At 68.7% G+C, this 25,295-nt stretch carries 23 protein-coding genes; 14 read left to right on the top strand and 9 right to left on the bottom strand.

The features are described from left to right. Nucleotides 1-120: 120 nt before the first annotated feature. Genes G6N28_RS08395 through G6N28_RS08375 form a run of 5 tightly spaced genes read right to left on the bottom strand, consistent with a single transcriptional unit; the run spans nucleotide 121 to nucleotide 5,992 of the window. Nucleotides 121-2,301, bottom strand: a complete 2,181-nt coding sequence (locus tag G6N28_RS08395; RefSeq protein WP_163905984.1) for an AAA family ATPase — start codon at nucleotides 2,299-2,301, stop codon at nucleotides 121-123. After that, the gene (pssA, locus tag G6N28_RS08390) at nucleotides 2,298-3,149 is read right to left on the bottom strand and encodes a CDP-diacylglycerol--serine O-phosphatidyltransferase (protein WP_163899326.1); all 852 of its coding nucleotides are present in this window, start codon (nucleotides 3,147-3,149) and stop codon (nucleotides 2,298-2,300) included. Before pssA ends, G6N28_RS08395 begins: the two co-directional genes overlap by 4 nt. Further along, nucleotides 3,146-3,844: a phosphatidylserine decarboxylase gene (locus tag G6N28_RS08385; RefSeq protein ID WP_163899324.1), complete on the bottom strand. Its 699-nt coding sequence runs from the start codon at nucleotides 3,842-3,844 to the stop codon at nucleotides 3,146-3,148. The genes pssA and G6N28_RS08385 overlap by 4 nt, the downstream gene beginning before the upstream one ends. A 40-nt stretch (nucleotides 3,845-3,884) precedes the next feature. Beyond that, nucleotides 3,885-5,081: a molybdopterin molybdotransferase MoeA gene (gene moeA / locus G6N28_RS08380; protein ID WP_163899321.1), complete on the bottom strand. Its 1,197-nt coding sequence runs from the start codon at nucleotides 5,079-5,081 to the stop codon at nucleotides 3,885-3,887. Beyond that, nucleotides 5,081-5,992: an SDR family NAD(P)-dependent oxidoreductase gene (locus G6N28_RS08375; RefSeq protein ID WP_163899319.1), complete on the bottom strand. Its 912-nt coding sequence runs from the start codon at nucleotides 5,990-5,992 to the stop codon at nucleotides 5,081-5,083. The genes moeA and G6N28_RS08375 overlap by 1 nt, the downstream gene beginning before the upstream one ends. Before the next feature lie 41 nt (nucleotides 5,993-6,033). Here G6N28_RS08375 and G6N28_RS08370 point away from each other — a divergent pair, with 41 nt between their 5' ends. From G6N28_RS08370 to G6N28_RS08355, 4 genes are read left to right on the top strand one after another with little or no spacing between them, the layout of a single operon-like run. Continuing rightward, the gene (locus tag G6N28_RS08370) at nucleotides 6,034-6,516 is read left to right on the top strand and encodes a PH domain-containing protein (RefSeq protein WP_163899315.1); all 483 of its coding nucleotides are present in this window, start codon (nucleotides 6,034-6,036) and stop codon (nucleotides 6,514-6,516) included. A gap of 50 nt (nucleotides 6,517-6,566) precedes the next feature. Continuing rightward, entirely contained in the window at nucleotides 6,567-7,985 is a 1,419-nt protein-coding gene (locus G6N28_RS08365) for a PH domain-containing protein (RefSeq protein ID WP_163905983.1), read from the top strand. Nucleotides 7,986-8,010: 25 nt separating this feature from the next. After that, the gene (locus tag G6N28_RS08360) at nucleotides 8,011-8,826 is read left to right on the top strand and encodes an HAD-IIA family hydrolase (RefSeq protein WP_163899312.1); all 816 of its coding nucleotides are present in this window, start codon (nucleotides 8,011-8,013) and stop codon (nucleotides 8,824-8,826) included. A gap of 2 nt (nucleotides 8,827-8,828) precedes the next feature. Then, nucleotides 8,829-9,104: an addiction module protein gene (locus G6N28_RS08355; protein WP_235674506.1), complete on the top strand. Its 276-nt coding sequence runs from the start codon at nucleotides 8,829-8,831 to the stop codon at nucleotides 9,102-9,104. 48 nt (nucleotides 9,105-9,152) lie between these two features. Here the strand turns inward: G6N28_RS08355 and G6N28_RS08350 are convergent, their stop codons facing one another. Further along, complete coding sequence (locus tag G6N28_RS08350; protein ID WP_163899309.1) at nucleotides 9,153-10,838, bottom strand: DEAD/DEAH box helicase; 1,686 nt, start codon at nucleotides 10,836-10,838, stop codon at nucleotides 9,153-9,155. Between the two features lie 361 nt (nucleotides 10,839-11,199). Here G6N28_RS08350 and G6N28_RS08340 point away from each other — a divergent pair, with 361 nt between their 5' ends. Continuing rightward, the gene (locus G6N28_RS08340) at nucleotides 11,200-12,300 is read left to right on the top strand and encodes a PE-PPE domain-containing protein (protein ID WP_163899306.1); all 1,101 of its coding nucleotides are present in this window, start codon (nucleotides 11,200-11,202) and stop codon (nucleotides 12,298-12,300) included. Nucleotides 12,301-12,503: 203 nt separating this feature from the next. Continuing rightward, nucleotides 12,504-14,129 (top strand): chaperonin GroEL, encoded by a 1,626-nt coding sequence (groL, locus tag G6N28_RS08335; protein ID WP_163899303.1) that lies wholly within the window; start codon nucleotides 12,504-12,506, stop codon nucleotides 14,127-14,129. A gap of 153 nt (nucleotides 14,130-14,282) precedes the next feature. On the opposite strand, the gene G6N28_RS08330 is transcribed toward groL, so the two are convergent. Beyond that, nucleotides 14,283-14,657, bottom strand: coding sequence for a pyridoxamine 5'-phosphate oxidase family protein (locus tag G6N28_RS08330; RefSeq protein ID WP_163899300.1), 375 nt, complete (start codon nucleotides 14,655-14,657; stop codon nucleotides 14,283-14,285). A 168-nt stretch (nucleotides 14,658-14,825) separates the two neighbouring features. On the opposite strand from G6N28_RS08330, the gene G6N28_RS08325 reads away from it, so the two are divergent. Together G6N28_RS08325 and G6N28_RS08320 are read left to right on the top strand one after the other, a co-directional pair. Continuing rightward, a complete protein-coding gene (locus G6N28_RS08325) occupies nucleotides 14,826-16,169 on the top strand; it encodes an ICP22 family protein (protein WP_163899297.1) in 1,344 nt (447 codons plus the stop codon). A gap of 250 nt (nucleotides 16,170-16,419) precedes the next feature. Beyond that, nucleotides 16,420-17,676: a hypothetical protein gene (locus tag G6N28_RS08320; protein WP_163899294.1), complete on the top strand. Its 1,257-nt coding sequence runs from the start codon at nucleotides 16,420-16,422 to the stop codon at nucleotides 17,674-17,676. A 6-nt stretch (nucleotides 17,677-17,682) separates the two neighbouring features. Here G6N28_RS08320 and G6N28_RS08315 read toward each other — a convergent pair whose 3' ends face one another. Beyond that, nucleotides 17,683-19,401 (bottom strand): N-acyl-D-amino-acid deacylase family protein, encoded by a 1,719-nt coding sequence (locus G6N28_RS08315; protein ID WP_163899290.1) that lies wholly within the window; start codon nucleotides 19,399-19,401, stop codon nucleotides 17,683-17,685. A 22-nt stretch (nucleotides 19,402-19,423) separates the two neighbouring features. Between G6N28_RS08315 and G6N28_RS08310 the strand changes: the two genes are divergently transcribed. Genes G6N28_RS08310 through G6N28_RS08285 form a run of 6 tightly spaced genes read left to right on the top strand, consistent with a single transcriptional unit; the run spans nucleotide 19,424 to nucleotide 24,344 of the window. After that, nucleotides 19,424-19,816, top strand: coding sequence for a VOC family protein (locus tag G6N28_RS08310; RefSeq protein ID WP_163899287.1), 393 nt, complete (start codon nucleotides 19,424-19,426; stop codon nucleotides 19,814-19,816). 14 nt (nucleotides 19,817-19,830) lie between these two features. Next, a complete protein-coding gene (locus tag G6N28_RS08305) occupies nucleotides 19,831-20,346 on the top strand; it encodes a mycothiol transferase (protein WP_163899284.1) in 516 nt (171 codons plus the stop codon). Further along, nucleotides 20,343-20,909: a phosphatase PAP2 family protein gene (locus tag G6N28_RS08300; RefSeq protein ID WP_235674505.1), complete on the top strand. Its 567-nt coding sequence runs from the start codon at nucleotides 20,343-20,345 to the stop codon at nucleotides 20,907-20,909. Before G6N28_RS08305 ends, G6N28_RS08300 begins: the two co-directional genes overlap by 4 nt. A 9-nt stretch (nucleotides 20,910-20,918) precedes the next feature. After that, nucleotides 20,919-22,436 (top strand): aldehyde dehydrogenase family protein, encoded by a 1,518-nt coding sequence (locus G6N28_RS08295; RefSeq protein WP_163899280.1) that lies wholly within the window; start codon nucleotides 20,919-20,921, stop codon nucleotides 22,434-22,436. A 41-nt stretch (nucleotides 22,437-22,477) separates the two neighbouring features. Beyond that, the gene (locus tag G6N28_RS08290; RefSeq protein WP_163899277.1) at nucleotides 22,478-23,329 is read left to right on the top strand and encodes a Nif11-like leader peptide family natural product precursor; all 852 of its coding nucleotides are present in this window, start codon (nucleotides 22,478-22,480) and stop codon (nucleotides 23,327-23,329) included. Nucleotides 23,330-23,357: 28 nt separating this feature from the next. Continuing rightward, entirely contained in the window at nucleotides 23,358-24,344 is a 987-nt protein-coding gene (locus G6N28_RS08285; RefSeq protein WP_163899273.1) for a DUF2889 domain-containing protein, read from the top strand. Here G6N28_RS08285 and G6N28_RS08280 read toward each other — a convergent pair. Further along, nucleotides 24,331-25,236, bottom strand: coding sequence for a crotonase/enoyl-CoA hydratase family protein (locus tag G6N28_RS08280; protein ID WP_163899271.1), 906 nt, complete (start codon nucleotides 25,234-25,236; stop codon nucleotides 24,331-24,333). The genes G6N28_RS08285 and G6N28_RS08280 overlap by 14 nt on opposite strands. Nucleotides 25,237-25,295: the final 59 nt, after the last annotated feature.

The raw sequence follows: 25,295 nt of genomic DNA, 5'->3' as shown, positions 1-25,295 counted from the left end.
ACACTGACAAGTTCAGGTCCGACTATGCCGGGTCAACTTGGCACTGTCAAGATGTGTTGTTGGCGATTTCGGCGCGGTAATCGACCCTCAGGGACGGTCAGCGCGCCGAAATCGCAGAGTTCAGCGTGTCGTGGAGAACGCGCGCAGCGACTCCACCTGCGCCGCGTCCAGCGACGGGCGCACGGTCTGCCGGGCGGCGGCGACGTCGGCGGCCGTGACGTCGGCCGCGTCGATGGACCGTCGCATCGCGGTCAGCGCCGACTCGCGCAGCAGCGCGACGCAGTCCGCCGCGCTGTACCCCTCCAGTTCGTCCGCGAGCGCGTCGAGGTCCACAGCCTGATCACCCTCGGAGGCAAGCGGGATCGACTTGCCCGCCGTGCGCAGGATCTCGCGGCGCGCCTCGGCGTCGGGCGGCTCGACGAACACCAGCTTCTCCAGGCGGCCGGGGCGCAACAGCGCGGGGTCGATCAGGTCGGGGCGGTTCGTCGCGCCGAGCACCACCACGTCGCGCAGCGGGTCGATGCCGTCGAGTTCGGTCAGCAGCGTGGCCACCACGCGATCGGTGACCCCGGAGTCGAAGCTCTGCCCGCGCCGGGGCGCCAGCGCGTCGATCTCGTCGAGGAACACCAGCGACGGCGCGGAGTCGCGGGCGCGTTGAAACAGCTCGCGCACGGCCTTTTCCGAGGAGCCGACCCATTTGTCCATCAGCTCCGCGCCTTTGACGGCGTGCACCGACAGGCGGCCCGAACTGGCCAGCGCCCGCACCACGAACGTCTTGCCGCACCCCGGCGGACCGTAGAGCAGCACGCCGCGCGGCGGCGCGACGCCCAGCCGCTCAAAGGTGTCGGGATGCTGCAGCGGCCACAGCACCGCCTCGGTGAGCGCCTGCTTGGTGGCGGCCATGTCGCCGACGTCGTCGAGGGTCACCGAGCCGACCGAAACCTCCTCGGTGGCAGATCGCGACAGCGGGCGAATGACCGACGTCGCGCCGATCAGGTCGTCCTGGGTCAGCCGTGGCGGTTCCCCGTCGGCGCTGGCCCGTGCCGCCGCCCGCAGCGCGGCCTCGCGGACCAGTGCGGCCAGGTCTGCGACGACGAAACCCGGTGTGCGGTCGGCGACTTCGCCGAGGTCGAGGTCGGCTGCCGGCACGTCGCGCAGCAGCACTTCCATCAGCTGCTTACGGATGGCGCCGTCGGGCAGGGGGAGCCCGAGCTCGCGGTCGCACAGGTCGGGGGCGCGCAGCCGCGCGTCGACGTTCTCGGGCACCGCGGAGGTCGCGATGACCGTGACGCCGCGGGTGCTGACGGTGGTGCGCAGCTCGGCCAGGATCAGCGACGCCACCGGGTCCGGGTCAGCGGGCAGCAGCGCGTCGACATCGGTGATCAGCAGCACCCCGCCGCCGTCGCGCACGGTGTCGGCCGCCGACGCCACGCTGCGCAGCCGTTCGTCGGGGTGCAGCGCACCGACGTCGGGGCCGTCAAGCTCGACGAGCCGCCGGTCGGCACACACGGCGCGCACCATGGTCGCCTTGCCGACACCGGCGGGGCCGGACACAAGCACACCGAGATTGGCTGTGGCACCGAGGGTTTCCAGCAGCTCGGGCTGGTCGAGTGCGAGCTTGAGCCATTCGGTCAGGCGCTCGGCCTGGGCCTGCGCACCCTTGAGGTCGTCGACGCTGCGCACCGGGGTCGATGGCGAGGGCGGGGTGGGCAGCGTCGACGTCGTCGCCGACACGCCCGCCGATGCCCACGCCACCGACGAATTGGGTTGCACGCTGACCGGTCCCGCGGGATCGGTGGCGGTCACCGTCAGCAGTTCGGATGTCCAGGTGATGCCGACCGAGGATGCCAGCGCCGCGGTGGCCCGCGAGGTGGGGATGTCGGGTCCGAGCTCGCGGGGCAGCAGCGACACCGTGTCGCCGACGGTCATCACCTTGCCCAGCAACGCCTGTCGCAGCGTCTGCGGCGAAATCGACTGGGTCGCCAGCTTGGAGCCCGACAGCGTCACCGACCGCGCGCCGTAGACGGTCACCGGGGCGACGAGCACGGTGGCGTCCTCGCGCAGACCCGCGTTGGACAGCGTGACGTCGTCGAGCAGCGCCGTTCCCGCCGGGGTGCCCGCCGGCGCGGCCCCCACGACGGCGGAGGTGGTGCGCGAGCCCGTCAGCGACACCGCATCCCATTCCCGAATGCCCAGCGCCGCAATGGCTTCTGGATGCAGCCGGACCACACCGCGCCGGGAGTCCAATGCGGACGTGTTCAGCCGCGCGGTCAGGGTGAGCTGCTGGTTGGCTTTCGTCAGGAGCCCGGCCTCCGCAGTCCGAGCCGCAGCATCGAGCGGCGGTGGGGCTGTGCGCGGCGGATGGCTCGTCGCGCCGCGCGCTGCTGCCGCGGTCGCTCGTCCCACACCTCGGGATGCTGCGCGAGGAACCGTCTGGTCCGTGCGGCGAACGGAATGTGGATGACGTACGCCGCGATGATCAGCAGGATCACCAAATAGCCGTAGAGGATCGCGGCCGCGACCGCGATGGCCAGCAGCGCCAACAGGGGGGCGACCATGTTGGGCGACACCGAGAACGTGTGGATCTTGCGCATCGGGATCGTACTGACCACCAGCAGCGAGACGCCGACCATCCAGATGACCACGGCCAATTCCGATGTCCACCAGCCCTCGCCGAACTGCATTTTCGCCGCCAGCGGTCCGATCGCCCCGATCGCCCCGGCGGGCGCGGGCATTCCGACGAAGTACTTCTTCTCGAACGCGGGCTGATCCACCTCGAGCATCGCGTTGTAACGGGCCAGCCGCAGCACGATGCATACCGCGTACAGCAGCACCACGATCCAGCCGACCTGCGACTGCGAGAGCAGCGTGCCGTACACAATGAACGCCGGTGCCACACCGAAGTTGACCGCGTCGGCCAGCGAGTCGATCTCCTCGCCCATCCGCGACGTCGCCTTCAGCGCGCGGGCCATGCGCCCGTCGAGCGCGTCCAGGATCGCCGCGACGGCCAGAAACGCCATCGCCTCGGTCGGCCGGTTGTCCAGCGCCATCTTGACCGCGGTCAGCCCCAGGCAGATCGCGGCCACGGTCATACCGCTGGGCAGGATGCGCAGGCTGACCACGCCCGGCTTGACCCGAGGTTTGATCATCGCAGCTCGGCCAATACCGTCTCACCGGCCAATGCGCGCTGCCCGGTCGTCACTAAGACGTTCGCGTCCGCGGGCAGGTACGTGTCCAGCCGCGACCCGTAGCGAATCAGCCCGTAGGTCTGCCCCATCGCGAGTTTGTCGCCGACCTTGGCCTCGCACACGATGCGGCGCGCGATCAGCCCGGCGATCTGCACGGCGATCACCTCGACGCCGTCGGGGCCGGCGATCACCACGCTGTTGCGTTCGTTGTCCTCGCTGGCCGCCTCGAGCTCGGCCGACCTGAACAGACCCGGCCGGTGTACGACGGCGGCGACCTCGCCCCCGATCGGGGCGCGCTGCACGTGCGCGTCGAACACCGAAAGGAAAATGCTGATGCGCGGCAAAGGCGTTGGGGGCAAACCGAGTTCGGCCGGCGGTGGGCTGTCTTCGATGAGGCAGATCAGGCCGTCGGCCGGTGCCACGACGAGCCCGGGTCGGGTCGGCGACACGCGGGGCGGGTGCCGGAAGAACGCCGCGTTGGCCGCCGCCGAGGTCAGCCCGGCCCGGCGCAGCCAAGGGTTGCGCCAGCCGAGCGCGGCGACCGCGAGACTGGCCCCCACGAAGGGAAGCCCGGCGCGGTGCATCGGCGGAATCGTGGTGCGCACCAGCGCCGCGAGCCGCTCGGGGCCGGATGTGAGGTCGGGGCGTCTGGCCATCGTCCCGCGATTCTACGGGCGAAGGTATCGACCAAGGCCGCTATGCCAGGTCCCACACCTGCACCCGGGTGCCCGCAGCCACCTCCGTGACGTCCTCATCGATCTCCAGCAGACAGTTCGCCGACGCCAGCCAGCGCAGATGGTGCGAGGCGGGCGGCCCGTAACTGGTGACGGTGCCCGCGTCGGCGTCGAGCACCCCGCGGCGAAACTGACGCTTGCCGCGCGGTGACGTCAGATCCTCGGTCAGCACGGCGCTGCGGCGTGGCCGGTCCGGGTTGGGCAGGCCCATCGCGGCGCGCAGCGGCGAGCGCAGGAACACCTCGAACGACACCAGCGCGCTGACCGGGTTGCCGGGCAGCGTGACGATCGGCGTGCCTGTGTTGACGCGCCCGCAGCCCTGCGGCATGCCCGGCTGCATCGCGACCTTGACGAAATCGACGGTGCCGCCCAGCGCGTCCTTGACGACCTCGTAGGCGCCTGCGCTCACCCCGCCGGTGGTGACGATCAGGTCGGCGTCGCCGGCGTGGCGGGCCAGCGTGGCGCGGAACGAGTCGACGTCGTCACCGGACATCGCCGAGGCCACCACCTCGGCGTCGGCGTCCCGCAGCGCCGCCGCCAGCATCACCGCGTTGGACTCGTAGATCTGGCCCGGCTGCAGCGGGGTGCCCGGGGCGACCAGTTCGGTGCCCGTCGACATCACCAGCACCCGTTGGCGCGGAATCACCGCCAGCTCACCCAATCCGAGCGCGGCGGCCAGGCCCAGCGCCGCCGGGGTGAGCACCTGCCCGCCGCGCAGCACCGTGGTGCCCGCGGTGACGTCCTCACCGGCGCGACGGATGTGCTTGCCGGGCGGTGCGCCGGCGCGGATCGCGACGGTGTCGACGCCGCCGTCGGTGGCCTCGACGGGCACCACGGCCGTCGCACCCGACGGCAGCGGCGCCCCGGTCATGATCCGGTGTGCGGTACCGGGTTTGAGCGTCAACATATCGGTGCGGCCCGCCGGGATGTCCTCGGCGACGGGCAACACGACGGGCTGTTCGGCTGTCGCGCCGGCCACGTCGTCGGCGACGACGGCGTATCCGTCCATGGCGGAGTTGTCGAAGCCGGGCAACGACAGCGGCGCGACGACGTCCTCGGCCAGCACCAGCCCCAGCGCATCGGCCAGCGGCACCCGAGCGGCGGGGCGGGGCGTGATGAGGTCGGCGACGACGCGCTGGTGTTCCTCGACCGGGCGCATCAGAGTGGGAAGGTGACGCCGGTCAGCTCTTCGGACATGCTCCAGAGCCGACGCTGGATGTCTTGGTTGTGCGATTGTGCGCTGGACGCAACGAGTTTCGGATGCCCGCGGGTCTCGCCGATGCCGTCGGGTCCGTAGTACTGACCGCTTTGCACGCCGGGGTCGGTGGCCGCGCGCAGCGTCGGCAACGCGCCCTTGTCGGCGGGTTGGGCGATGATCTTCCAGACGAAGTCCGGAATGAAATCGGGCAGGTGGCGCATGAGCTCGGTGTCCGAAAGGCCGGGGTGCGCGGCGACCGCTATGGTGGGGGCCTCCTTGGCTTTGAGTCGGCGGGCCAACTCGTAGGTGAACAACAGGTTGGCCAGCTTGGACTGGCCGTAGGCCTCGACCCGGTTGTACTTGCGCTCCAGATGCGGGTCCTCGAAATGGATGCGGGCCAGCACCCGGTGCCCCACGCTGCTGACCGTCACCACACGGGACCCGCCGACCTGCAGCATGTTCTCCAGCAGCAGCCCGGTCAACGCGAAGTGACCCAGGTGGTTGGTCCCGAACTGCATCTCGAAGCCGTCTTCGGTGGTTTCCCGCCTTGGCACGTACATCACGCCCGCGTTGTTGATCAGCAGATCGATGCGCGGATAGGTCGCACGCAGTTCGGCGGCGGCCTTGCGCACGCTGTTGAGCGACGTCAGGTCGAGCTCTTGAAGCGTGACATCGGCGTTGGGACAGCCGGATTTGATGCGGTCAAGGGCTTGCCGACCCTTGTCGAGGTTGCGCACGGCGAGCACGACATGCGCGCCCTTGCCGGCCAGTACGGCCGCCGTGTCATAGCCCAGCCCCGAGTTGGCGCCGGTGACGATGGCCACCCGGCCTGACTGATCCGGCACATCGGCCGCGGTCCATTTGGCGGTCATGCGATCAACATACTCAGCCCGCCGTGCGTCATGCTCGAATCATGGATCTGGTTGAACCGGCCCATCCGCCCAGCCGCAAGGCGCCTCTGGTCTGGGCGATCGGCGCGGCGATTCCGTGGCTGGCGCTGGCGTTCGCCCAGCTGGTGTGGCTGATCGTCGACCCGCGGATGTGGTGGCTGCACGTGTTGGCGGCGGCGCTGACGGCGGTGGGCGTCGCGGTGTTCGTGGTGGTGGTGCCGCTGTGGCGGTATCGCGTGCACAGGTGGGACATCGACGGGCGGGCGGTCTACACGCGTTCGGGTTGGCTGGTGCAGGAACGCCGGATCGCACCGATATCGCGGGTGCAGACCGTCGACACCGAACGGGGGCCGCTGGACCGGCTGTTCGGGCTGGCCACCGTCACGGTGACGACGGCGTCGTCGGCCGGTGCGGTGCGCATCGTCGCGCTGGACACCGAGGTGGCCGATCGGATCGTCGCGCGGCTGACCGACGTCGCGGCGCTGGGCACCGAGGACGCCACGTGAGCGAGCTGCCCGACGCCCCGACCGAGGTGTGGCACCGGCTGAGCCCGCGCATGTTGCTGGTGCATCCGGTGCACGAGGTGATGCGCCAGATCCCGGTGATCGTCGGGTCGCTGGTGCTGGGGTCGGCGACCGGTAACCCCGCCGTGGTGGTGATGGTCGTGGCGGCGACGGTGGCGTACGGCGCCGCGCGCTGGTTCACCACCACCTACCGGATCGGGCCATCCGACGTGCAGCTGCGCACCGGTGTGCTGCAGCGCAAGGTGATCTCGGTGCCGCGCAACAGGATTCGGTCGGTCTCAACCGAGGCGCGGTTGTTGCACCGGCTTCTGGGGTTGACGGTGCTGCGGGTGAGCACCGGCCAGGAGGCCAGCGGTGACGCTGTGTTCGCGCTGGACGCGGTGCAGGCCGAGGAGGTGCCCCGGCTGCGGGCGATCCTGCTGGCCGACTCATTGGCGGTCGCCGAGGAGGAACAGGCTCCCGCGGGTCGGGTGCTGGCCCGGTGGGATCCGTCCTGGCTGCGTTACAGCCCATTGAGTTTCACCGGGCTGGCGATGATCGCGGCGGCTGTCGGGCTGGTCTATCAAATGGGAGTCGGTGCGGCGCTGCAGGACTCGGATGTGGCCCGGTCGGGTGTCGACGTCGCCGAACGGTTCGGGGTGGCGGCGACGGTTGCGGTGGTTGCCGTCGGCGTGCTACTGGCTTCGGTGGTGCTTTCGGTGCTGCAGTCGCTGCTGAGCTACGGGAACCTGGTGCTGCGGCGCGACGCGGATGTGCTGCACCTGCGCCTCGGGCTGCTGCGGGTGCGCGAGCACACGTTCGACATGCGCCGGCTGCGCGGTGGGACGCTGCGGGAGCCGTTGCTGGTGCGGTTGTTCGGCGGTGCGCGACTGGACGCGGTGATGACCGGTGTCGGTGGCGTGGGGGAGGCGTCGCTGCTGCTGCCGCCATGTCCGAGGGCGACGGCCGAGGCGGTGCTGACCGATCTGATCGAACGGCCCGAGGTGGTGAGCGGGCCGCTGCGGGCGCACGGCCCTGCGGCGACGCGACGGCGGTGGGTGCGGGCAATGGCGCTGCCGGTGGTGATTGCCGTCGTGCTGGCGGTCATCTCGGCGCCGATGTGGGCCTGGGTGCTGTGCGCGCTGCTCGCGGTGTGTTGCGCGTTGCTGGCCCACGACCGGTCCCGATCGCTGGGGCACCGGGTGGGGGACGGCTGGTTGGTCGCGCGCACCGGCAGCCTGCAACGCCGCCGCGACTGCATCGAGGCCTCGGGCATCATCGGCTGGACCGTGCGGCAGACGCTGATGCAGCGCCGTGTCGGGGTGGCGACGCTGATCGCGGCCACGGCGGCCGGGGTCAAGCGCTATCAGGTGATCGACGTGCCCGCGGAGTTGGCGTGGTCGATCGCGTCGGAGGCGTCGCCGTGGGTCGCCGACAACAAGTGGGCTCGGGTGGGGTCCGACTTGCGCTGAATCGGTTGCCGTTTACTGTCGGGCAATGGCTATCGGTGGAGTGCTCTTCGACATCGATGGTGTCCTGGTGACGTCGTGGAAACCGATCGAGGGCGCGGCGAGCGCGCTGCGGGTGTTGGCGGAGCACCAGGTTGCCTGCTCGTATCTGACCAACACGACGACGCGTACCAGGGCGCAGATCGCCGAACTGCTCACCGAAGCGGGCATGACGGTGCGCCCCGACGAGGTCGTCACCGCCGCGGTGCTGACGGCCGAGTATGTCCGCGACCGTTTTCCGGGCGCACGCTGTTTTCTGGTCAACAGCGGTCAGATCGCCGAGGACATGGCGGGCATCGACATCGTGTACTCCACGGAGTTCGCCGGCCCCAAGACGCCCGACAAACCCGACGTGGTGTTGCTGGGCGGCGCGGGGCCGGAGTACAGCCATCTGACGCTGTCGTGGGTGTACGACTGGATGGCCCAGGGCGTGCCGGTGGTCGCCATGCATCGCAGCACCGCGTGGACCACCAGCGACGGCCTGCGGATCGACACCGGGATGTATCTGATCGGTATGGAGGAGGCCTCCGGCCGCAAGGCGACCGCCGTCGGCAAGCCGGCACCGGACGGATTCCTCGCGGCGGCAAGCCGTCTCGGCGTCGAACCCGACGAGATGTACATGGTCGGCGACGATCTCAACAACGACGTGCTGGCTGCTCAGGTGGTGGGGATGACGGGGGTGTTGGTGCGCACGGGCAAGTTCCGGCAGGACACGCTGGACCGGTGGGCGGCAGACGAGTTCGCGATGCAGCCCAACCATGTGATCGACTCGGTGGCCGACCTGCCGGAGCTTCTCGGGCTGTAGCGATGACGATATGGGAGCGCGTGCAGCAGGCGCTGCTGCGGCGGGGCATCAACACGGTGGTCGAGCTCGTATTGTGGATCGGGTTGGCGTACACGGTGATCGGCGTGGCTTACGCGATGCTTCACATCGAGCTGATCGGTCAGCTCAAACATGCGCTCAGCGCTGACTTCACCGTCTTCGCCAACATCGCGGCGCTGGTGGTGGCCGTGCTGGGCTGGCCGGTGCTGCTGGCCAGCTCGCTGCTGTGCGGGGTGGCCGGCTGCGGGCTGCTCACCTAGTGATCTCGGCGCGCTCATGCCCCCTCAGGGTCGATAAGCGCGCCGAAATCACGAATTCAGCGTGCGGACCGCCTCGATGCGGGCCTGCAACTGCTCGGTGGTGGCCGCCGCCACCGGAGGGCCGCCACAGATCCGGCGCAGCTCGTTGTGTATCCAGCCGTGCGGCTTACCGGTGCGGTGGTGGGCGATCGACACCAGCGCGTTGAGCTCGCGGCGCAGCTCGCGTAGCTGCCCGTGGGTGGAGACTCGCGGCACCTCACTGGTACCGACTGCGCGGCTCCGACGGTCAAGCTGTTCTTCTTGCCTGCGTCGCAACAGGTCTCGCATCTGTTCGGCGTCGAGCAGGCCGGGGATACCGAGATAGTCGGCTTCTTCCTCGCTGCCCGCGGGCGTCGCGGTGCCGAACGACGCGCCGTCGAAGATCACCTGGTCCAGCTCGGCGTCGGCGCCCAGCGACTCGAAACCGTTGTCGAGTTCGCTGGGTTCGGACTTGCGACGCTCGACGTAGTCGTCGCCGTCGGATTCGCGGTGCGGTTTGCCCAGCACATGGTCGCGCTGGGCCTCCATCTCGCTGGCCAGCAACAGCAGGTTGGGCACCGACGGCAAGAAGATGCTCGCCGTCTCACCGGGCCTGCGCGACCGCACGAAGCGACCGATGGCTTGAGCGAAGAACAACGGCGTCGACGCGCTGGTGGCATAGACGCCGACGGCCAGCCGCGGCACGTCGACCCCTTCGGAGACCATCCGCACCGCGACCAGCCACCGGCCGGTGCCGGCCGAGAACTGGCTGATCCGGTCCGAGGAGCCGGGATCGTCGGAGAGCACGACGGTCGGTGCCTCGCCGGTGATCCGGGTGAGCAGTTCGGCGTAGGCCCGCGCGGCGGCCTGGTCGGAGGCGATCACCATGCCGCCTGCGTCGGGCATGTGCTGGCGCAGCTGGCGCAGCCGGGTGTCGGCGGCGGCGATGACGGCGGGCATCCATTCGCCCGCCGGGTTCAGCGCGGTGCGCCAGGCGCGTGCGGTCTGCTCGGCGGTGAGCGGCTCGCCGAGGCGTGCCGAGTGCTCCTCGCCCGCGCTGTCGCGCCAGCGGGCCTCACCGGAGTAGGCCAGAAAGACCACTGGTCGCACCACGCCGTCGGCGAGCGCCTCCGCGTAGCCGTAGGTGTGGTCGGCCACCGAGCGCAGCACGCCGTCGCCGTCGGGCTCATAGGTGACGAACGGGATCGGGCTGTCGTCGCTGCGGAATGGCGTGCCGGTCAGCGCCAGCCGGCGGGTGGCGTCGCCGAAGGCCTCGCGCATGCCCTCGCCCCAGCTCCTGGCGTCCCCGCCGTGGTGGATCTCGTCGAACACCACCAGCGTGCGGTAGTTCTCCGTGCGCACCCGGTGCCGGGTCGGGTGGCTGGCCACCTGGGCGTAGGTGACGACCACGCCGTGGTACTCCGAGGACGTCTGCGCCGACGAGTTGGTGAACTTCGGGTCCAGCGCGATGCCGCTTCTGGCGGCGGCCAGCGCCCATTGCGTCTTGAGGTGATCGGTCGGCACGACGACGGTGACCCGCTCGACGGTGCCGTCGGCCAGCAGCTCGCCGGCCACGCGCAGGGCAAACGCCGTCTTACCCGAACCGGGGGTCGCGACCGCCAGGAAATCACGCGGTTGGGCGGTAAGATACCGCACCAAAGCCCGACGCTGCCAGCCTCGCAAAGCCTGGGTGTCGGGCGCTGAATCAACCCGCACCCAAGACTCCTCACTGATCGGTAAGCAGCCTAGCGCAACGGATTACGCGCTCGCATCCTTCCCGGGTTCGTGTCGACGTCGAGAAGTCGGCGGTGCGAACGAACCACGCTTGGCGCTCCTCGTCGGGCGTGTCGCCGAGCCTGGCCAGACCTTCGAAGTAGTGCTCGCGCGGGGCGCCCGGAGCAAACAACATCGGCGGTGACGCCTGCGCGTCGGTGCCATCGTGATCCGGGCCCGGGTGCCGCCGGATTTCCCTGGTGGGCACGCGCGGGTCGGCAAACTCGCCCACCCGGTTGACGGCCGCGTGGAAAACTATCTCTTATTGCTGCGACGGTGCGGTCCGATCAGGAGAAACAGCACTATGGCTAGATGGTGGCAGCGGCTGTGGCCGGTGGTCGCAGCTATGTGCGTGGTGCTGGGAACCGTAACGACATCCACCGCGGTGAGCGCCGCAGAAGAAGCCGTGTTGATCCCCGGAGCGACCGTCTTCAAGCGCATCAACCCGTTCTATCCGCTCATCGCCACCAACTACCCGGTCATCGGGATTCACTTTCACGACGACGACGACCCGCAGGTGGTTGACTACTCGCAGAACGCCCTTGCCTCAGAGTGGGCGCTGCGTGACGGCGTGAAGCAAGCGGACATCGCCGTGCGCCAGATTGACGGCAAAGTCGTGGTCATCGGCGAATCGATGGGCGCCATGGTGGCTTCCAGGCTGGCCGCGAAGTTGGCGGCCGACCCCGATGCCCCGTCGACGGACGACATCAGGTTCGTCCTGATCGCTCCACCGGAGGCGGGCGTGGCCGAGTGGTTCAAGGAGGGCACCTACATTCCCGTCTTGAATTACCGGATCAGCCGCATCGCGGAGTCTCCTTACCCCACCACGATCGTCATCGGTGAATACGACGGCTGGGCCGACCCGCCGGATCGTCCGTGGAACCTGATCTCCTCGGCCAACGCGCTGATGGGCATCGTCTACGTCCACGGCCCCCCGATCGCGGCGGGCGATCCGGAGACGTTGTCGCCCGAGAACACGACCACGCACACGAACGGGGCGGGCGGGATCGTCACCACGCATTTCGTGCCGACCCAGAACCTCCCGTTGACGCAGGTCTTCCGCGACGTCGGCGTGCCCGGCGTGCTCGTGGACAGGGTCGATCAGGTGGTGCGTCCGATCGTCGACGCCGGATATGTCCGACACGATCGGCCCGGTGACAGGCGCCCGTACCTGCGCGACGGCGCGCTTCACCGCAATGTGCAGAGTCAGCAGCAGGCGCGTGCGCAATCGCGCGAGAGCCGCGAAGACACGGTTGACGTCGGCGAACCGGCTTCCACGGGCCGCCTGCTGGACCGGATCTCCGTCGATACGGACCCTGAGAAGTCGGAGAAGACGGCCGCGGAACCCGAGGCCCCGGCGAGTGATCCGCAGACCCCGTCAGAATCGACGGACGGGGACGGTTGACCGCCGCCGGCGGCCCGACGAACGACCTTGCACTCTCCATGGTCGAGTGCTAAGAATGCAGTTGGCACTCGCGACCGGTGAGTGCTAGGTCGGGACGGTGAGGCTAGGGGCCGCACCCGCGGAGCACACCCGAAGCCGTCCGTCGCGGGCACTGCACCCGGCCAACAGATGTGCCATCCCCAATCCGGAGGAAACACTTCGCAATGGCCAAGCAAATTGCGTATGACGAAGAGGCCCGCCGCGGCCTCGAGCGGGGCCTGAACGCCCTCGCCGACGCGGTAAAGGTGACGTTGGGGCCCAAGGGTCGCAACGTCGTGCTGGAGAAGAAGTGGGGCGCCCCCACGATCACCAACGATGGTGTGTCCATCGCCAAGGAGATCGAGCTGGAGGACCCGTACGAGAAGATCGGCGCCGAGCTGGTCAAGGAAGTCGCCAAGAAGACCGACGATGTCGCCGGCGACGGAACGACGACGGCAACGGTTTTGGCCCAGGCGCTCGTGCGCGAGGGTCTGCGCAACGTCGCGGCCGGTGCCAACCCGCTCGGCCTGAAGCGTGGCATCGAGAAGGCCGTCGAGAAGATCACCGAGACCCTGCTGAAGTCGGCCAAGGAGGTCGAGACCAAGGACCAGATCGCCGCGACCGCCGCGATCTCGGCCGGTGACCTGCAGATCGGCGAGCTGATCGCCGAGGCGATGGACAAGGTCGGCAACGAGGGTGTCATCACCGTCGAGGAGTCGCAGACCTTCGGGCTGCAGCTCGAGCTGACCGAGGGCATGCGCTTCGACAAGGGCTACATCTCGGGTTACTTCGTGACCGACGCCGAGCGTCAGGAAGCGGTCCTCGAGGATCCCTACATCCTGCTGGTCAGCTCCAAGATCTCGACCGTCAAGGATCTGCTGCCGCTGCTGGAGAAGGTCATCCAGTCCGGCAAGCCGCTGCTGATCATCGCCGAGGACGTCGAGGGCGAGGCGCTGTCCACCCTGGTCGTCAACAAGATCCGCGGCACCTTCAAGTCCGTCGCCGTCAAGGCCCCGGGCTTCGGTGACCGTCGCAAGGCGATGCTGCAGGACATGGCGATCCTCACCGGCGGCCAGGTCATCAGCGAGGAGGTCGGCCTGTCTCTCGAGACCGCCGACGTCTCCCTGCTCGGCAAGGCCCGCAAGGTCGTCGTCACCAAGGACGAGACCACCATCGTCGAGGGTGCCGGTGACAGCGAGGCGATCGCGGGCCGGGTGGCCCAGATCCGCGCCGAGATCGAGAACAGCGACTCCGACTACGACCGCGAGAAGCTGCAGGAGCGGCTGGCCAAGCTGGCCGGCGGCGTTGCGGTGATCAAGGCCGGGGCCGCCACCGAGGTGGAGCTCAAGGAGCGCAAGCACCGCATCGAGGACGCGGTGCGCAACGCCAAGGCCGCCGTGGAGGAGGGCATCGTCGCCGGTGGCGGTGTGTCCCTGCTGCAGGCCGGCCCGGTGCTCGACGAGCTCAAGCTCGACGGCGACGAGGCGACCGGTGTCAACATTGTGCGTGTCGCGCTGGAGGCTCCGCTGAAGCAGATCGCCGCCAACTCGGGCCTGGAGCCCGGCGTGGTTGCCGAGAAGGTTCGCAACCTCGAAGCCGGCAAGGGCTTGAACGCCGCGACCGGTGAGTACGAGGACCTGCTCAAGGCAGGCGTGGCCGACCCGGTCAAGGTGACGCGTTCGGCGCTGCAGAACGCGGCGTCCATCGCGGCGCTGTTCCTGACCACGGAGGCCGTCGTCGCCGACAAGCCGGAGAAGGCCGCCGCACCCGCCGGCGACCCGACCGGTGGCATGGGCGGTATGGACTTCTAAGCCTGTCCACGAAGAGCCCGGGTTGCGAGAGCAGCCCGGGCTTTTTCGTGCGATGACTCTCGGGGTTACTTTTTCAGCGGCGAACGTGGGTTACCCGCACGCCTTTTCGCCGCGAGGCGTGACACGAGGCCACACTCGGCGCGGCTTAGGGGCTTACTTTTTCAGCGGCACGCAGTCGTGCAGGCAGTCCGGGCTGGTCGCGGGCGACTCCGGAGTCGCTTTGCGGTGCAGCACCGCACGCGTCGGCGAGACCCGCAACCTGTTGTCGCTGATCTTGCCGGTGCCGTCGACGATCAACGAGTAGCCACCGGGTTCGCGCGGCGGCCAGACCACGGTGACGTCGCCGTGTGCCGTGACGTTGCGCTGGGTGGTGTTGCCGACGGATCCGATGTCGAGCACGCCGTCGGCGAGGGTCGGGTCGACGGCGACGGTGTGGGCACGGTAGTCGTCGCCGACCGAGATCAGGTAGGCGAATGCGAAATCGCTCAATGCGTCGGCCAGCCGGTCCAAGTCCACCTTCACGCTCATGACCCTCATCTTCCCCCCGCTCAGCAACCCGGTCGACCACCCCGGCGGATGAATGCATCTCGGCTCAACCCCGCAAACTTTTCGACACGTCGAAAATGTTTGCCAGAAAATTAACGCAAGCGTCGAACGATTCCGTATGCTGCCCTGCGGGGCATTTGCCGCCGATTCGTGGAAGCCCGCGAGCCGATCCGTAAGGGGGAACAATTGAACACGTTCGCACGCCCGCTGCCGACCAAGTTGGCAGCAGCCATCGTGGCGGCCGGAGTCGTCTCGACCGGGGCCGCCGTCGTCGAGGTGCCCGATGACCGGGTGACACCGACGATCACCGCCGAGGTGGCCCCGGCATCCATCGTCACCGACCTCCTCTTGGACTTCGGCAATCTCGTGGCCGGCTCGAGCTACACGCTCCAGATCCTCGCCGAGGCGCAAGCCGCGTTGCCGTACGACCTCTGGACCGTATTGCTGCTCGGGCAGCAGGACCCGGCCCTCGAGTCGAGCCTGATCAGCTGGCTCATCCAGCACTATGCGAACCCGTCCTTCGACTACCCCTGGGAAACGTATGCCCAGGAACTTGTGGTGTCGCTCGCAGTCCTTGCCAGCGCCTTGCCGCCGTCGATCAGCGGGCCGATGATAAGCAGGCTCTTAGACCTCTCAGCCGCGATCAACACGGCGTTTTCCGTCTATTTGCCAGACTCCACGCCGGGGGCCTTGGCGACGCAGTTCTTCTGGAACGACACCTTCGTCGGGGGCCTGATCTTCGCCGCCAAGCTTGCGGCGGTATCGCAGATCGACGCCGCTGGCAACGTCGTGCGCTACCTGGGTTATCTGCCGGTCAATTTGGAGGCGACCTTCGAAGCGGCGCTGCGCAACCCACTCCAGATCCCCGGCCTGCTCAGCAACTTGGTGAACCAAGTAGCGAACCCGGAGTACGGTCTGCTCGGCGGCGTCGTCGGCCCCCTTACCGAACCGTTCGTGGCGCTGCCCGGGATCGGAGCCGTCGCTCTGCAGTTCCGAGACGGGTTCTACCAAGTGGTCGACAACCTGTTGAAGTTGTTGCCGCCGCCGGTCAGCCCGATCGTCGACGAGGCCACGGCCTCGGCGGCGGGCGACGAGTCGGCGGGTGAAGCTTCCGCGACGTCCGACGAAACCGACGAGGCCGACGAGCCACAGGGTGAAGGCGACACCGGCATTCAGGCCCTGGGGTCGACGTCCGGCGAGGACACCGACGGTGGCGCCGACGACGCGGAGGACGGAACGGACGAGGTTACCGACGACTCGGAGTCCACGGATGACGACGCTGAGACGCTCTCGGTGTCAGGTTCGGAAAATGTCAAGCAGGGCAACAAGTTCGTACCCGGCGGTGGCACTGAACCGGCCGATGAGGGCACGGGCGGCGACCCGACCGAGGAGCCGGAAAGCCCCGCCCCCGCCGATCCGGAGTCGAGTGACGACGACGCCGACGACGCGGACGGTTCCGACTCGGGTGCAAACGAAGGCGGAGCGGCCGCCTGATCCGATAACCGCGCGAGAGGCCCGGTCCCCCCTCTGGGGACCGGGCCTTTTCGTTGACAGCACCTGACTTGGGCAGCAACTGAAGCTGATTTCCTTAGCGGCACTTGATATATCGCTTGCGAACGCAAGAAAATCTCGTGCTGGCAAATTTGCCCAATACTTACGCGGGCGTTTATTGCAGTCGTACTCTGCGTGCATCAGGTGTGAGTCGGCAACGGGCTCACGAGTTCTCTACTCGAGGGGGAGAGTGATGTATGCATCTACCCGTCCGCTCCCGACCAAGCTGGCCGCGGCGCTTCTAGCCGCCGGACTTGCTGCGACCGGGACCGCCGTCGACGTCCCCGAAGATCGCCGGCCCACCGCGGTCACCGCGGAGGTGGCCAACGTCTCGGTGGTCACCGAAATCCTCTACGACGCGGGCGTCATCGCCGGAGGGGCCGCGCAGGGCCTCTACATCCCGGTCCTGGCGACCCTCTCCCTGCCGTTCGAGTTGGCCGCGACCGCCGTGGTTGCCGCGCGGTCCCCAGCGGTCGCGCCCAGCGTGTTCAGCCTGTTGGTGCAGCGGTACGTGAACCCGTCCGACGGGGTCCCGGCGGCCTCATACCCCGGCGCGATCAGGGAAGTCCTGCTCATCTTTGCCGGCGTACTCCCGCCGCCCCTCGCAACGGGCGTCGGCAACGCGATCAATGAGCTCGCCGACGCCTTCGGTGAGTTCATCGCGGCGGGCCTGCCGGACCCGGACCCCGGCGCGGACGCCTACATCGACTTCCGGCTGACGGACCTCGGCAAGACCATGTTCGCCCTCAACCAGGGCCTGCTTCTGCCGGCGAGACTTGCCTTAACCGCGACGCTCTACGCCGTTTCACTGCCTGCCTACCTGGAGGCCGCGGTGGAGGTGGCGCTCGCGAACCCCGGCACCGTTCCGGGCTTGCTCAGCGGCCTGGCGCACGTGCTGCTGTCCTCCAACGGGTTGCTCGGTGAGCTGATCGGGGATCTCGTCTCGCCGGTGTCGTCTCTTCCCGGACCGATCGGCGACTTGGCGTCAGACATCACGTCGGCCGTTTTCGATGCGATCAACGAGACGCTGAGCGTGCTGCCGACACCGATCAACCCGCTCTCCGAGCTCAACGCGCCTGCGGCAGTGGAAGTGGCTGCGGCCGAACAGGTTTCAACCTCGGGAGATGTCTCTGATGAGCAGCCCGCGGCGCCGATGCCGGTGAGCGCGGAGGTCGAGCAGGGTGAGGTCGAGCAGGGTGAGGTCGAGGAGGCGGCAGAACCACTCGCCGAAGACGAGCTGAACTCACCCCCGGCGAGCACCTTGGGCCTCGACATCACGCCGGGCAACAAGTTCGTTCCCGGCGAGACCGCCGATGAACTCGAGACCGTCGTCGTCACCGACGCTGCGGAGGAGCCGGACGAGACCGTCACGCCCGATCCCGAGCCCACCGACGACGACACAGCCGAAACCGATTCCGGCGCAGACGAGCCCGCTGGGGAGGCGGCCTGAGCGGCTTCAGGGTGCGGGCTGGCGGCCGCGGATCAACCGCCCGGGCCGCGCGGCGGTCGGGACCCCGTTCTCGGCGATGATCTCGCCCGACACGATGGTCGCGACATAGCCGTCGGCGCCCTGGTCCAGGCGTCGACCCCCGGCGGGCAGATCGTAGGTGACGACGGGCCGGTGCAGGCGCACCGCGTCGTGGTCGATGACGTTGAGATCGGCCTTGTACCCCACCGCGATGCGGCCACGGTCGGCCAGGCCCGCCACCCGCGCGGGCACCGACGTCAGCTCGCGCACCGCCTCGGCCACCGTCAGCCGCCCCGACGCGCGGTCACGAGTCCAGTGCGCCAACATGTACGTGGGAAAGCTTGCGTCACAGATCATTCCGTAGTGTGCGCCGCCGTCGCCGAGGCCCAGCACGACGTCATCGCGACGGATCAACTCCGCCACCGTGTCCAGGCTGCCGTCACGGAAGTTGGCCAGCGTGACCAGCAGCATGGCGTGGCCGTCGTCGTCGAGCAGCCGGTCGTAGGCCTCCTCGAGCGGGCTGACGCCGCGGGCGCGGGCGCGGCTGGCGATGCTCTCCGACCGCGGCGGCTCGTAGTTCGGCGGATCGCCAAGCGGGAACATCCACTCGAAAGCCTGCGCGGCGAACATCAGCGGATGCCCGTCGGATGCCGGCTTGTCGGCCAGGATGCGTTCGCGCACTTCGGGTTTGCGCATCTCGGCAACCTTCTCGGCCAGCGGCAGACCGGCGATCTGCTGGTAACTCGGATACGTCACGAACGGGTTGCCCGACAGTTCCAGTCCCAGCACCAGCCCGATCGGGCGCGGGAAGATCTGCGCGCTGATGTCGCCGCCCCCAGCGTTGGCCTTCTCGACCATGGTGAGCGCGTCGACGTAGAACGGGTCGCCGGCGTTGCCGATGGCCAAGGTGAACGTCACCGGTAGACCGACATCCTCGGCGACGTCGAACACCGTCTGCAGCACCGGCTCGTAGTCACCGGCGACGAGGTCGGGCACGAACTGGATCAGCCCGCCGCCGGCGTCGTCGACGCCGCGCGCGATCGCCTCGATCTCGGCGCGGTCGGCATCGTAGCTCGGAATCGGCCGCCCGCTCTGGGTCTTGTGCAGCGTGAACCGCGACGACGCGAACCCGAGCGCCCCCACCTGGACCGCTTCGGCGGCGAGCTTGCGCATCAACGCGAGGTCCTCCGGGGTGGCCGGTTCGCGGTCGACTCCGCGCTGGCCCATCACGTACACCCGCAGCGGGGAGTGCGGCAGCAGCGCGGCCACGTCGATGTCGCGGTGTCGCGCGTCCAGCGCGTCGAGGAACTCCGGGAACGTCTCCCAGGTCCACGGCAGCCCGTCGACCATCACCACGCCGGGGATGTCCTCGACCCCGGCCATCACGTCGACCAGCACGTCGTGGTCCTCGGGGCGGCACGGGGCGAACCCGACGCCGCAGTTGCCCATCACCGCCGTCGTGACGCCGTGTGCCGAGGACGGGGTGAGCCGGTCCGACCAGACGGCTTGGCCGTCGTAGTGGGTGTGCAGGTCGACGAACCCCGGGGTGACCAGCAGTCCGGTCGCGTCGAGCTCCCGCGTGCCGGCACCGTCCACCGTGCCCACCGCGGCAATTCTCCCGTTCGAGACAGCCACGTCGCCGACGTAGGGTTCGCCGCCGAGGCCGTCGACGATGGTGCCGCCGCGGATCACGAGGTCGTATTTCATACCTCGAATCTACGATGAGCCGGTGATCGACCACTTCGGAATCAACTGTGCGGACTTCGAGAAGTCGAAGGCGTTCTACGACCGGGTGCTGGGCGTGCTCGGTTACACCAGGCAGCTGGACTATCAGGTGGCCATCGGCTACGGCAGGGACGGCAAGCCGGATTTCTGGATCGCCGACATGCACGCGGGCGATGCGGCGGGCCCCAACCGCGAGGTGCACTTCGCGTTCCAGGCCGCCGATACCGACGCCGTGCACGCCTTCTACGACGCCGCGCTGAAGGCCGGTGCCGAGTCGCTGCACGCTCCGCGGCTGTGGCCGGAGTACCACCCGGGTTACTACGGCGGGTTCGTGCGTGATCCGGACGGCAATAACATCGAGGCCGTCTTTCACGGCGCGCAGCCCGCGGCGGACTGAGTACCTTCGGGGATATGGCTGACTCTGATGTCTCGGCGGTGCGTGAGCTGCTGCGCGACATGTTCACCCGGCAGATCGAGCACGTCGAGGAGCTGACCGACGGGCTGACCGACGAGGTCGCGTTCTACCGCCCGACTCAGGAGGCCAACAGCATCTCCTGGTTGATCTGGCACAGCGCGCGACAACAGGATTTGCAGATCTGTGCGATCGCGGGCACCGAGCAAGTCTGGTTGCGCGACGGCTGGGTCGACCGGTTCAACCTCGACCTTCCGCGCGACGCGATGGGCTACGGGCACGGCCCGGAAGAGGTCGCCAAGGTGCGCGCGCCGGCCGACCTGCTCGCCGGTTACTACCGCGCGGTGCACAAGATGACGCTCGAGTACATCGCGTCGGTGACGCCCGGCGAGCTCGGCCGCGTCGTCGACCCGAACTGGGATCCGCCGGTGACCGCGGGGGTGCGGCTGGTGAGCATCGTCGACGACGCCGCCCAGCACCTCGGCGCCGCCGCCTACCTGCGCGGCATTGCGTGATCCGGTGGTGGCCGCCGGTCGGTTTGCTTGCGATGGTGCTGCTCGGCTGGGCAGTCGGCAAATCGAGCACCGGCCTGGATGACTGGTTTCACCGCTACAGCCACAGCCCGACCCGCGACCTGCAGGGGTTCACGAACCCGCTGGCGCTGATCATCGTCGGGGCGGCCGTGGTGGGCTTTGCGCTGTATCGGCGGCGGTGGCGGTTGGCCGCCGTCGCGACGGTGCTGCCGTACGGCGCCTACCTGCTGGTGCAGCTGATCAAGCCCCTGTTCGGTCGCGACAAGGGCGGCGGCCTGGCCTACCCGAGTGGGCACATCACGACGACGACCGTCGTGCTGGGCCTGTTCGTGTTGGTGACCGGCTACGCCCTGTGGGCGTGGGTGTTCGCGGCGTTGTATGTCGGGCTGGCGGTGATCGGGGTCGGCACGACCTTTCACTACTTCACCGACACGATCGGCGGGGTGCTGCTGGGAACGTCGCTGGTCTGCCTCGCGGCGCTGCTCGCCGAACGTGACTTGACACGTGTCAACACGCGTGCGATATGGATCACACGAGGTGGCTAGCATGGGGCTATGACTGCCACGCCCGATGTTGAGCTGCCAGATACCGGAACCGTCCGCAACCCCGCGACCGGCGCGGTCGCCGGCACCGTGCGCTGGACCGACCCCGCCGACGTGCCACGGGTGGCCGCGAGGCTGCGCGACGCGCAGAAGCAGTGGGAAGCCCGCGGCCCCAAGGGGCGGGCCAAGGTGCTGGCCCGGTACGCGGTGTGGATGGGCGAGCACCGCGACGAGATCGAGTCGCTGCTGATCAAGGAGACCGGCAAGTCGGCCACCGACGCCGCCCAGGAGGTGCCGCTGCTGATCATGATCGCCTCCTACTACATCAAGACGATGGAGAAGGCGCTGGCACCGGAGACCCGGCCCGCGGCGCTGCCGTTCCTGGCGATCAAGAAGGTCGAGGTGCACTACCGACCGTATCCGGTGGTCGGCATCGTCGCGCCGTGGAACTATCCGGTGGCCAACCTGCTGATGGACGCCCTCGCGGCGCTGGCGGCCGGCTGCGCGGTGTTGCTGAAACCGTCCGAACGCACCCCGTTGACCGCCGAGCTGCTGCTGCGCGGCTGGCTGGATTCGGGAGCACCGGAGGTGATGGGAATCGTGCAGGGCGCCCGGGAGGCGGTCGAGGCCGTCGTCGACAACTCCGACTACATCCACTTCACCGGCTCCAGCGCGACGGGGGCGAAGGTGATGGAGCGGGCCGCGCGCCGGCTCACCCCGGTCAGCCTGGAGCTGGGCGGCAAGGACCCGATGATCGTCCTAGAGGACGCCGACATCGAGTTGGCGGCCAACGCGGCGGTGTGGGGCGCGATGTTCAACGCCGGCCAGACCTGCGTGTCGGTGGAGCGGGTGTACGTGCTGGAGCCGGTGTACGACGAGTTCGTCGACGCGGTCGTGCGCGCGGTGGAGAACCTCAAGGTGGGCGCGGGCGAAGGATATGACTTCGGCTCGCTGATCGATGACAGCCAGGTGGAGGTGACCGAGCGCCACGTCCGCGAGGCCGTGGCCGCGGGCGCCAGAGTGCTCACCGGCGGCAAGCGGCCCGGCGGTCCCGGCAGCTTCTATCCGCCGACCGTGCTGGTGGACGTCGACCACTCGATGGCGTGCATGACCGAGGAGACGTTCGGACCGACGCTGCCGATCATGAAGGTGGCCAGCGTCGCGGAGGCGATCCGGCTGGCCAACGACAGCCCGTACGGCCTGTCGGCGTCGGTGTTCTCCAAGGACATCGAGCGCGCCAAATCGATTGCGGTGCAACTGGACTGCGGCGCGGTGAACGTCAACGACGTGATCTCGAACCTGATGTGCACCACGGCGCCGATGGGCGGCTGGAAGAACTCCGGCATCGGGGCGCGGTTCGGCGGACCCGACGGCATGCGCAAGTTCTGCCGCCAGGAGGCCGTGGTGGCGCCGCGCACCAACATCGGCGCAGGCGGCACCTACTACAACAACTCCCTCAAGGCGCTCAAGCGAATGAACAAGTTGATGACCAAGCTGGCCCTGGCGCGGCCGCGGCGGGTGGCGAAGTAAGCTCGCTGCGTTGACGTTCGCCCCGTAAGGAGGACCTACGCGTGCGGCTGGTGGCGACCATGCTGCTGTGGCTCGTCACCACGCTCCTTCTTGCGGTGGCGGTCCCGGCGATGTGGGCCCAGCGAAACGTGGTCAGCGAGGACGGCTACGCGGCGTTCTCGGCCTCAGCGGCCGAGGATCCCCAACTGCAAAGCGCCATGGCCGCCGAGTTGGCCAGCCAGATCATCTCTTTCGCGGCCGACAACGGCTACACCCTCGACCGGGAGATGGTCCGCCGCGGCACCGTCGCCTACACCGGCAGCGCGGGTTTTCCCGGCCAGTTCGGGCAGGCCAACCGCATCGCGCACCGGTGGATGTTCACCGACTCCGTCCAGCGGGAGGCGGGCACCGACCGGTGGTTCATCGACATCGCCCCGATGCTCAACGATCCGTCGATCGGGGCCCTGCTCGGCGAGATCGACCTCGATGTGCCGCAGACCCTGACCGTCCCGATCACGGTGCCCGAAACCACGGGATTGCACCCCGGCCGGCTGCGGCAGGTGTCGACGTGGGGACCGTGGATCACCGTCGGCACCACGATCCTGACCGGCGTCTTCGCCTTGTTGACCTTGGCGGCATCCCGATCGCGCGGTAAAGCGCTTGCTGCGCTGGGAGTTTCGGCACTACTGGTGGGCGCTGCGGGATGGGCCGGCCTGGAGGTGGCGCGCGGCTACGTCAACGACGCGCTCAACCGCACGACCGGTGACATCCGCGTGATCGCCGACGTCGTGGTCGGACACGCCGAAGACAGCCTGCACCGCTGGTTCAACCTGACGTTGGCGGCGGGTGCGGCACTGGTGGTGTTCGGCGTGCTGGTGGCGTTGCTGGGCGGGTTGCGTCGCCGCGACGCTTAGCCCAGCTTCGCATTGATACCGTCGACGCATGCCGTTCGTGTCGGACATCGCCGGCCCGCAGCAGCCGGTCGAGTCGTCGCCGCCCCTGGTGACCGGCGCGCTGCGCCGCACCAGCACCATCGACACCCATCCGGCCGGTGACGACGACTCCGTCGTGGACCTGCGCGCCAGCGACGTCGTGGGTAGGGGGTCCGCCGCGGCGCGCGTGCTCGGCCGGCTCGCCATCCGTGCGCACCTGGCCAACCGGGTCGTCGACGACATCTCCGCCGTCCCGCACGACGATCGGCTGAGCCGACTGGTCGGCCACCGCGTCGGGCCGGGCTTCCGCTCGGCGGTGGGGGAGCGGCTGCCCGACGAAGTGCGGCGGGCCAGCCTTCTGCATCTGCTGCTCGACGACTGGGTCGGTGCGGCCCTGGTATCCGGTTATGCGCTGCAGCGCAGGGCAGTTGATCTCGGTACCGAACAGAAACTACCCGACGGCACCGCCGACCGGATGGGGGGAATCTGCGCGGGTTTCGCGCCCGACGCCTCGATGGTGTCGTTCGCGCGGCGCCACAACATGATCCCGACCGCACGAGGCCCCGTGGCGCCACCGCTGGACCTCTCCGCGCACCCGGTTGAACCGTTGCGCGCCAACGGGATGCGCCGATACCGACGGCTCGATCTGCGCCAGGGCGCGGACAACGGCTCGGCGGACTTCGACGCCCACTTCCGCGACTCGCACATGGACCGCGACGGGGTCGAGACGGTGCTACACGAGTACACCGTGGTGGGTTCGGTGGACACGTCGACGCGGAGAATCGCCTCGATCAGCGCGGACGTGCGGGTGCTGCCGTGGCAGGAGTGTCCGGGTGCGATCGCAAGCGCGCGACGGGCGCAGGACATGACGGTCGCCGAGCTGCGCAGCCGGGTTCGCAGCGAGTTCGTCGGCACCAGCACCTGTACGCACCTCAACGACACCCTGCGCGCGCTCGGCGACCTCGACGCCCTGTTCGAGCTGCTTAGGGCTCGATGACGTGTGACGGGTCCGGCTGCCGCTCGGGTGGTGCCTGGCTGTAGTCGCCCCACGGGCCGTCACGACGTTCGATAACGGCCCGAACCCCCTGTGAGGCAGCGGTTTCGACGAAGTCGAGCGCATCGGGGGTGTTGCGCATCAACCCGTCGAGGATGCCGCCGAGCGTCTGCGTGGACGCCAAACCCATGTTCTCGTAGGCCTGGTTGACGATCAGCTTCTGCGCCTGCAGTTGCGACAGCGGAATCGTCGCCAGCTTGTCCGCGACCTCGCGCACCCGCTCCTCGAGGTTTGCGAACGGGACCGACTCGTTGATGAGTTCGACTGCGGCAGCTTCCTTTCCGGTCAGCGGCTCACCGGTCAGCGAATGCCACTTGACCTTCGACAGGCTCAGCCGGTACAGCCACATGCCGGTGAGGTAGGTGCCCCACATGCGTGCGTACGGGGTGCCGATGACGGCGTCGTCGCTGGCGATGACGATGTCGGCGCACAGCGCGTAGTCACTGGCGCCGCCCACGCACCAACCGTGCACCTGGGCGATGACGGGTTTGGACGCACGCCAGATCGCCATGAACTTCTGGTGCGGGCTGGTCGCGCGGGCGGTGACCATCGCGAAGTCCTTGCCGGGATCCCAGCGGCCGTCGGTGTTCATCGCCTCGCCCCAGTGCTGGAAGCCGCCACCGAAGTCGTATCCGCCGGAGAACGCGCGCCCCGCACCGCGCAACACGATGACCTTGATCGCCGGATCTCGATCGGCGAGGCCGACGGCGGCTTCGATCTCGTCCGGCATCGGCGGCACGATGGTGTTGAGGCGCTCCGGCCGGTTCAGCGTGATCGTGGCGACGGGCGGTTGGTCCTGGTAGAGCAGGGTTTCGAACTGCGGCGTTGTCGACATGTCTGCAGTGTGGTGTGAGCGTGGGCACGGCACACGCTTTCCGCCGGATCGCGTGCGTC

Origin of the sequence: Mycolicibacterium pulveris (assembly GCF_010725725.1) — a bacterium.
Classification (GTDB): domain Bacteria; phylum Actinomycetota; class Actinomycetes; order Mycobacteriales; family Mycobacteriaceae; genus Mycobacterium; species Mycobacterium pulveris.
The sequence above is the reverse complement of the archived record's forward strand: the minus strand, read 5'-3'. Positions and strand labels throughout refer to the sequence as shown.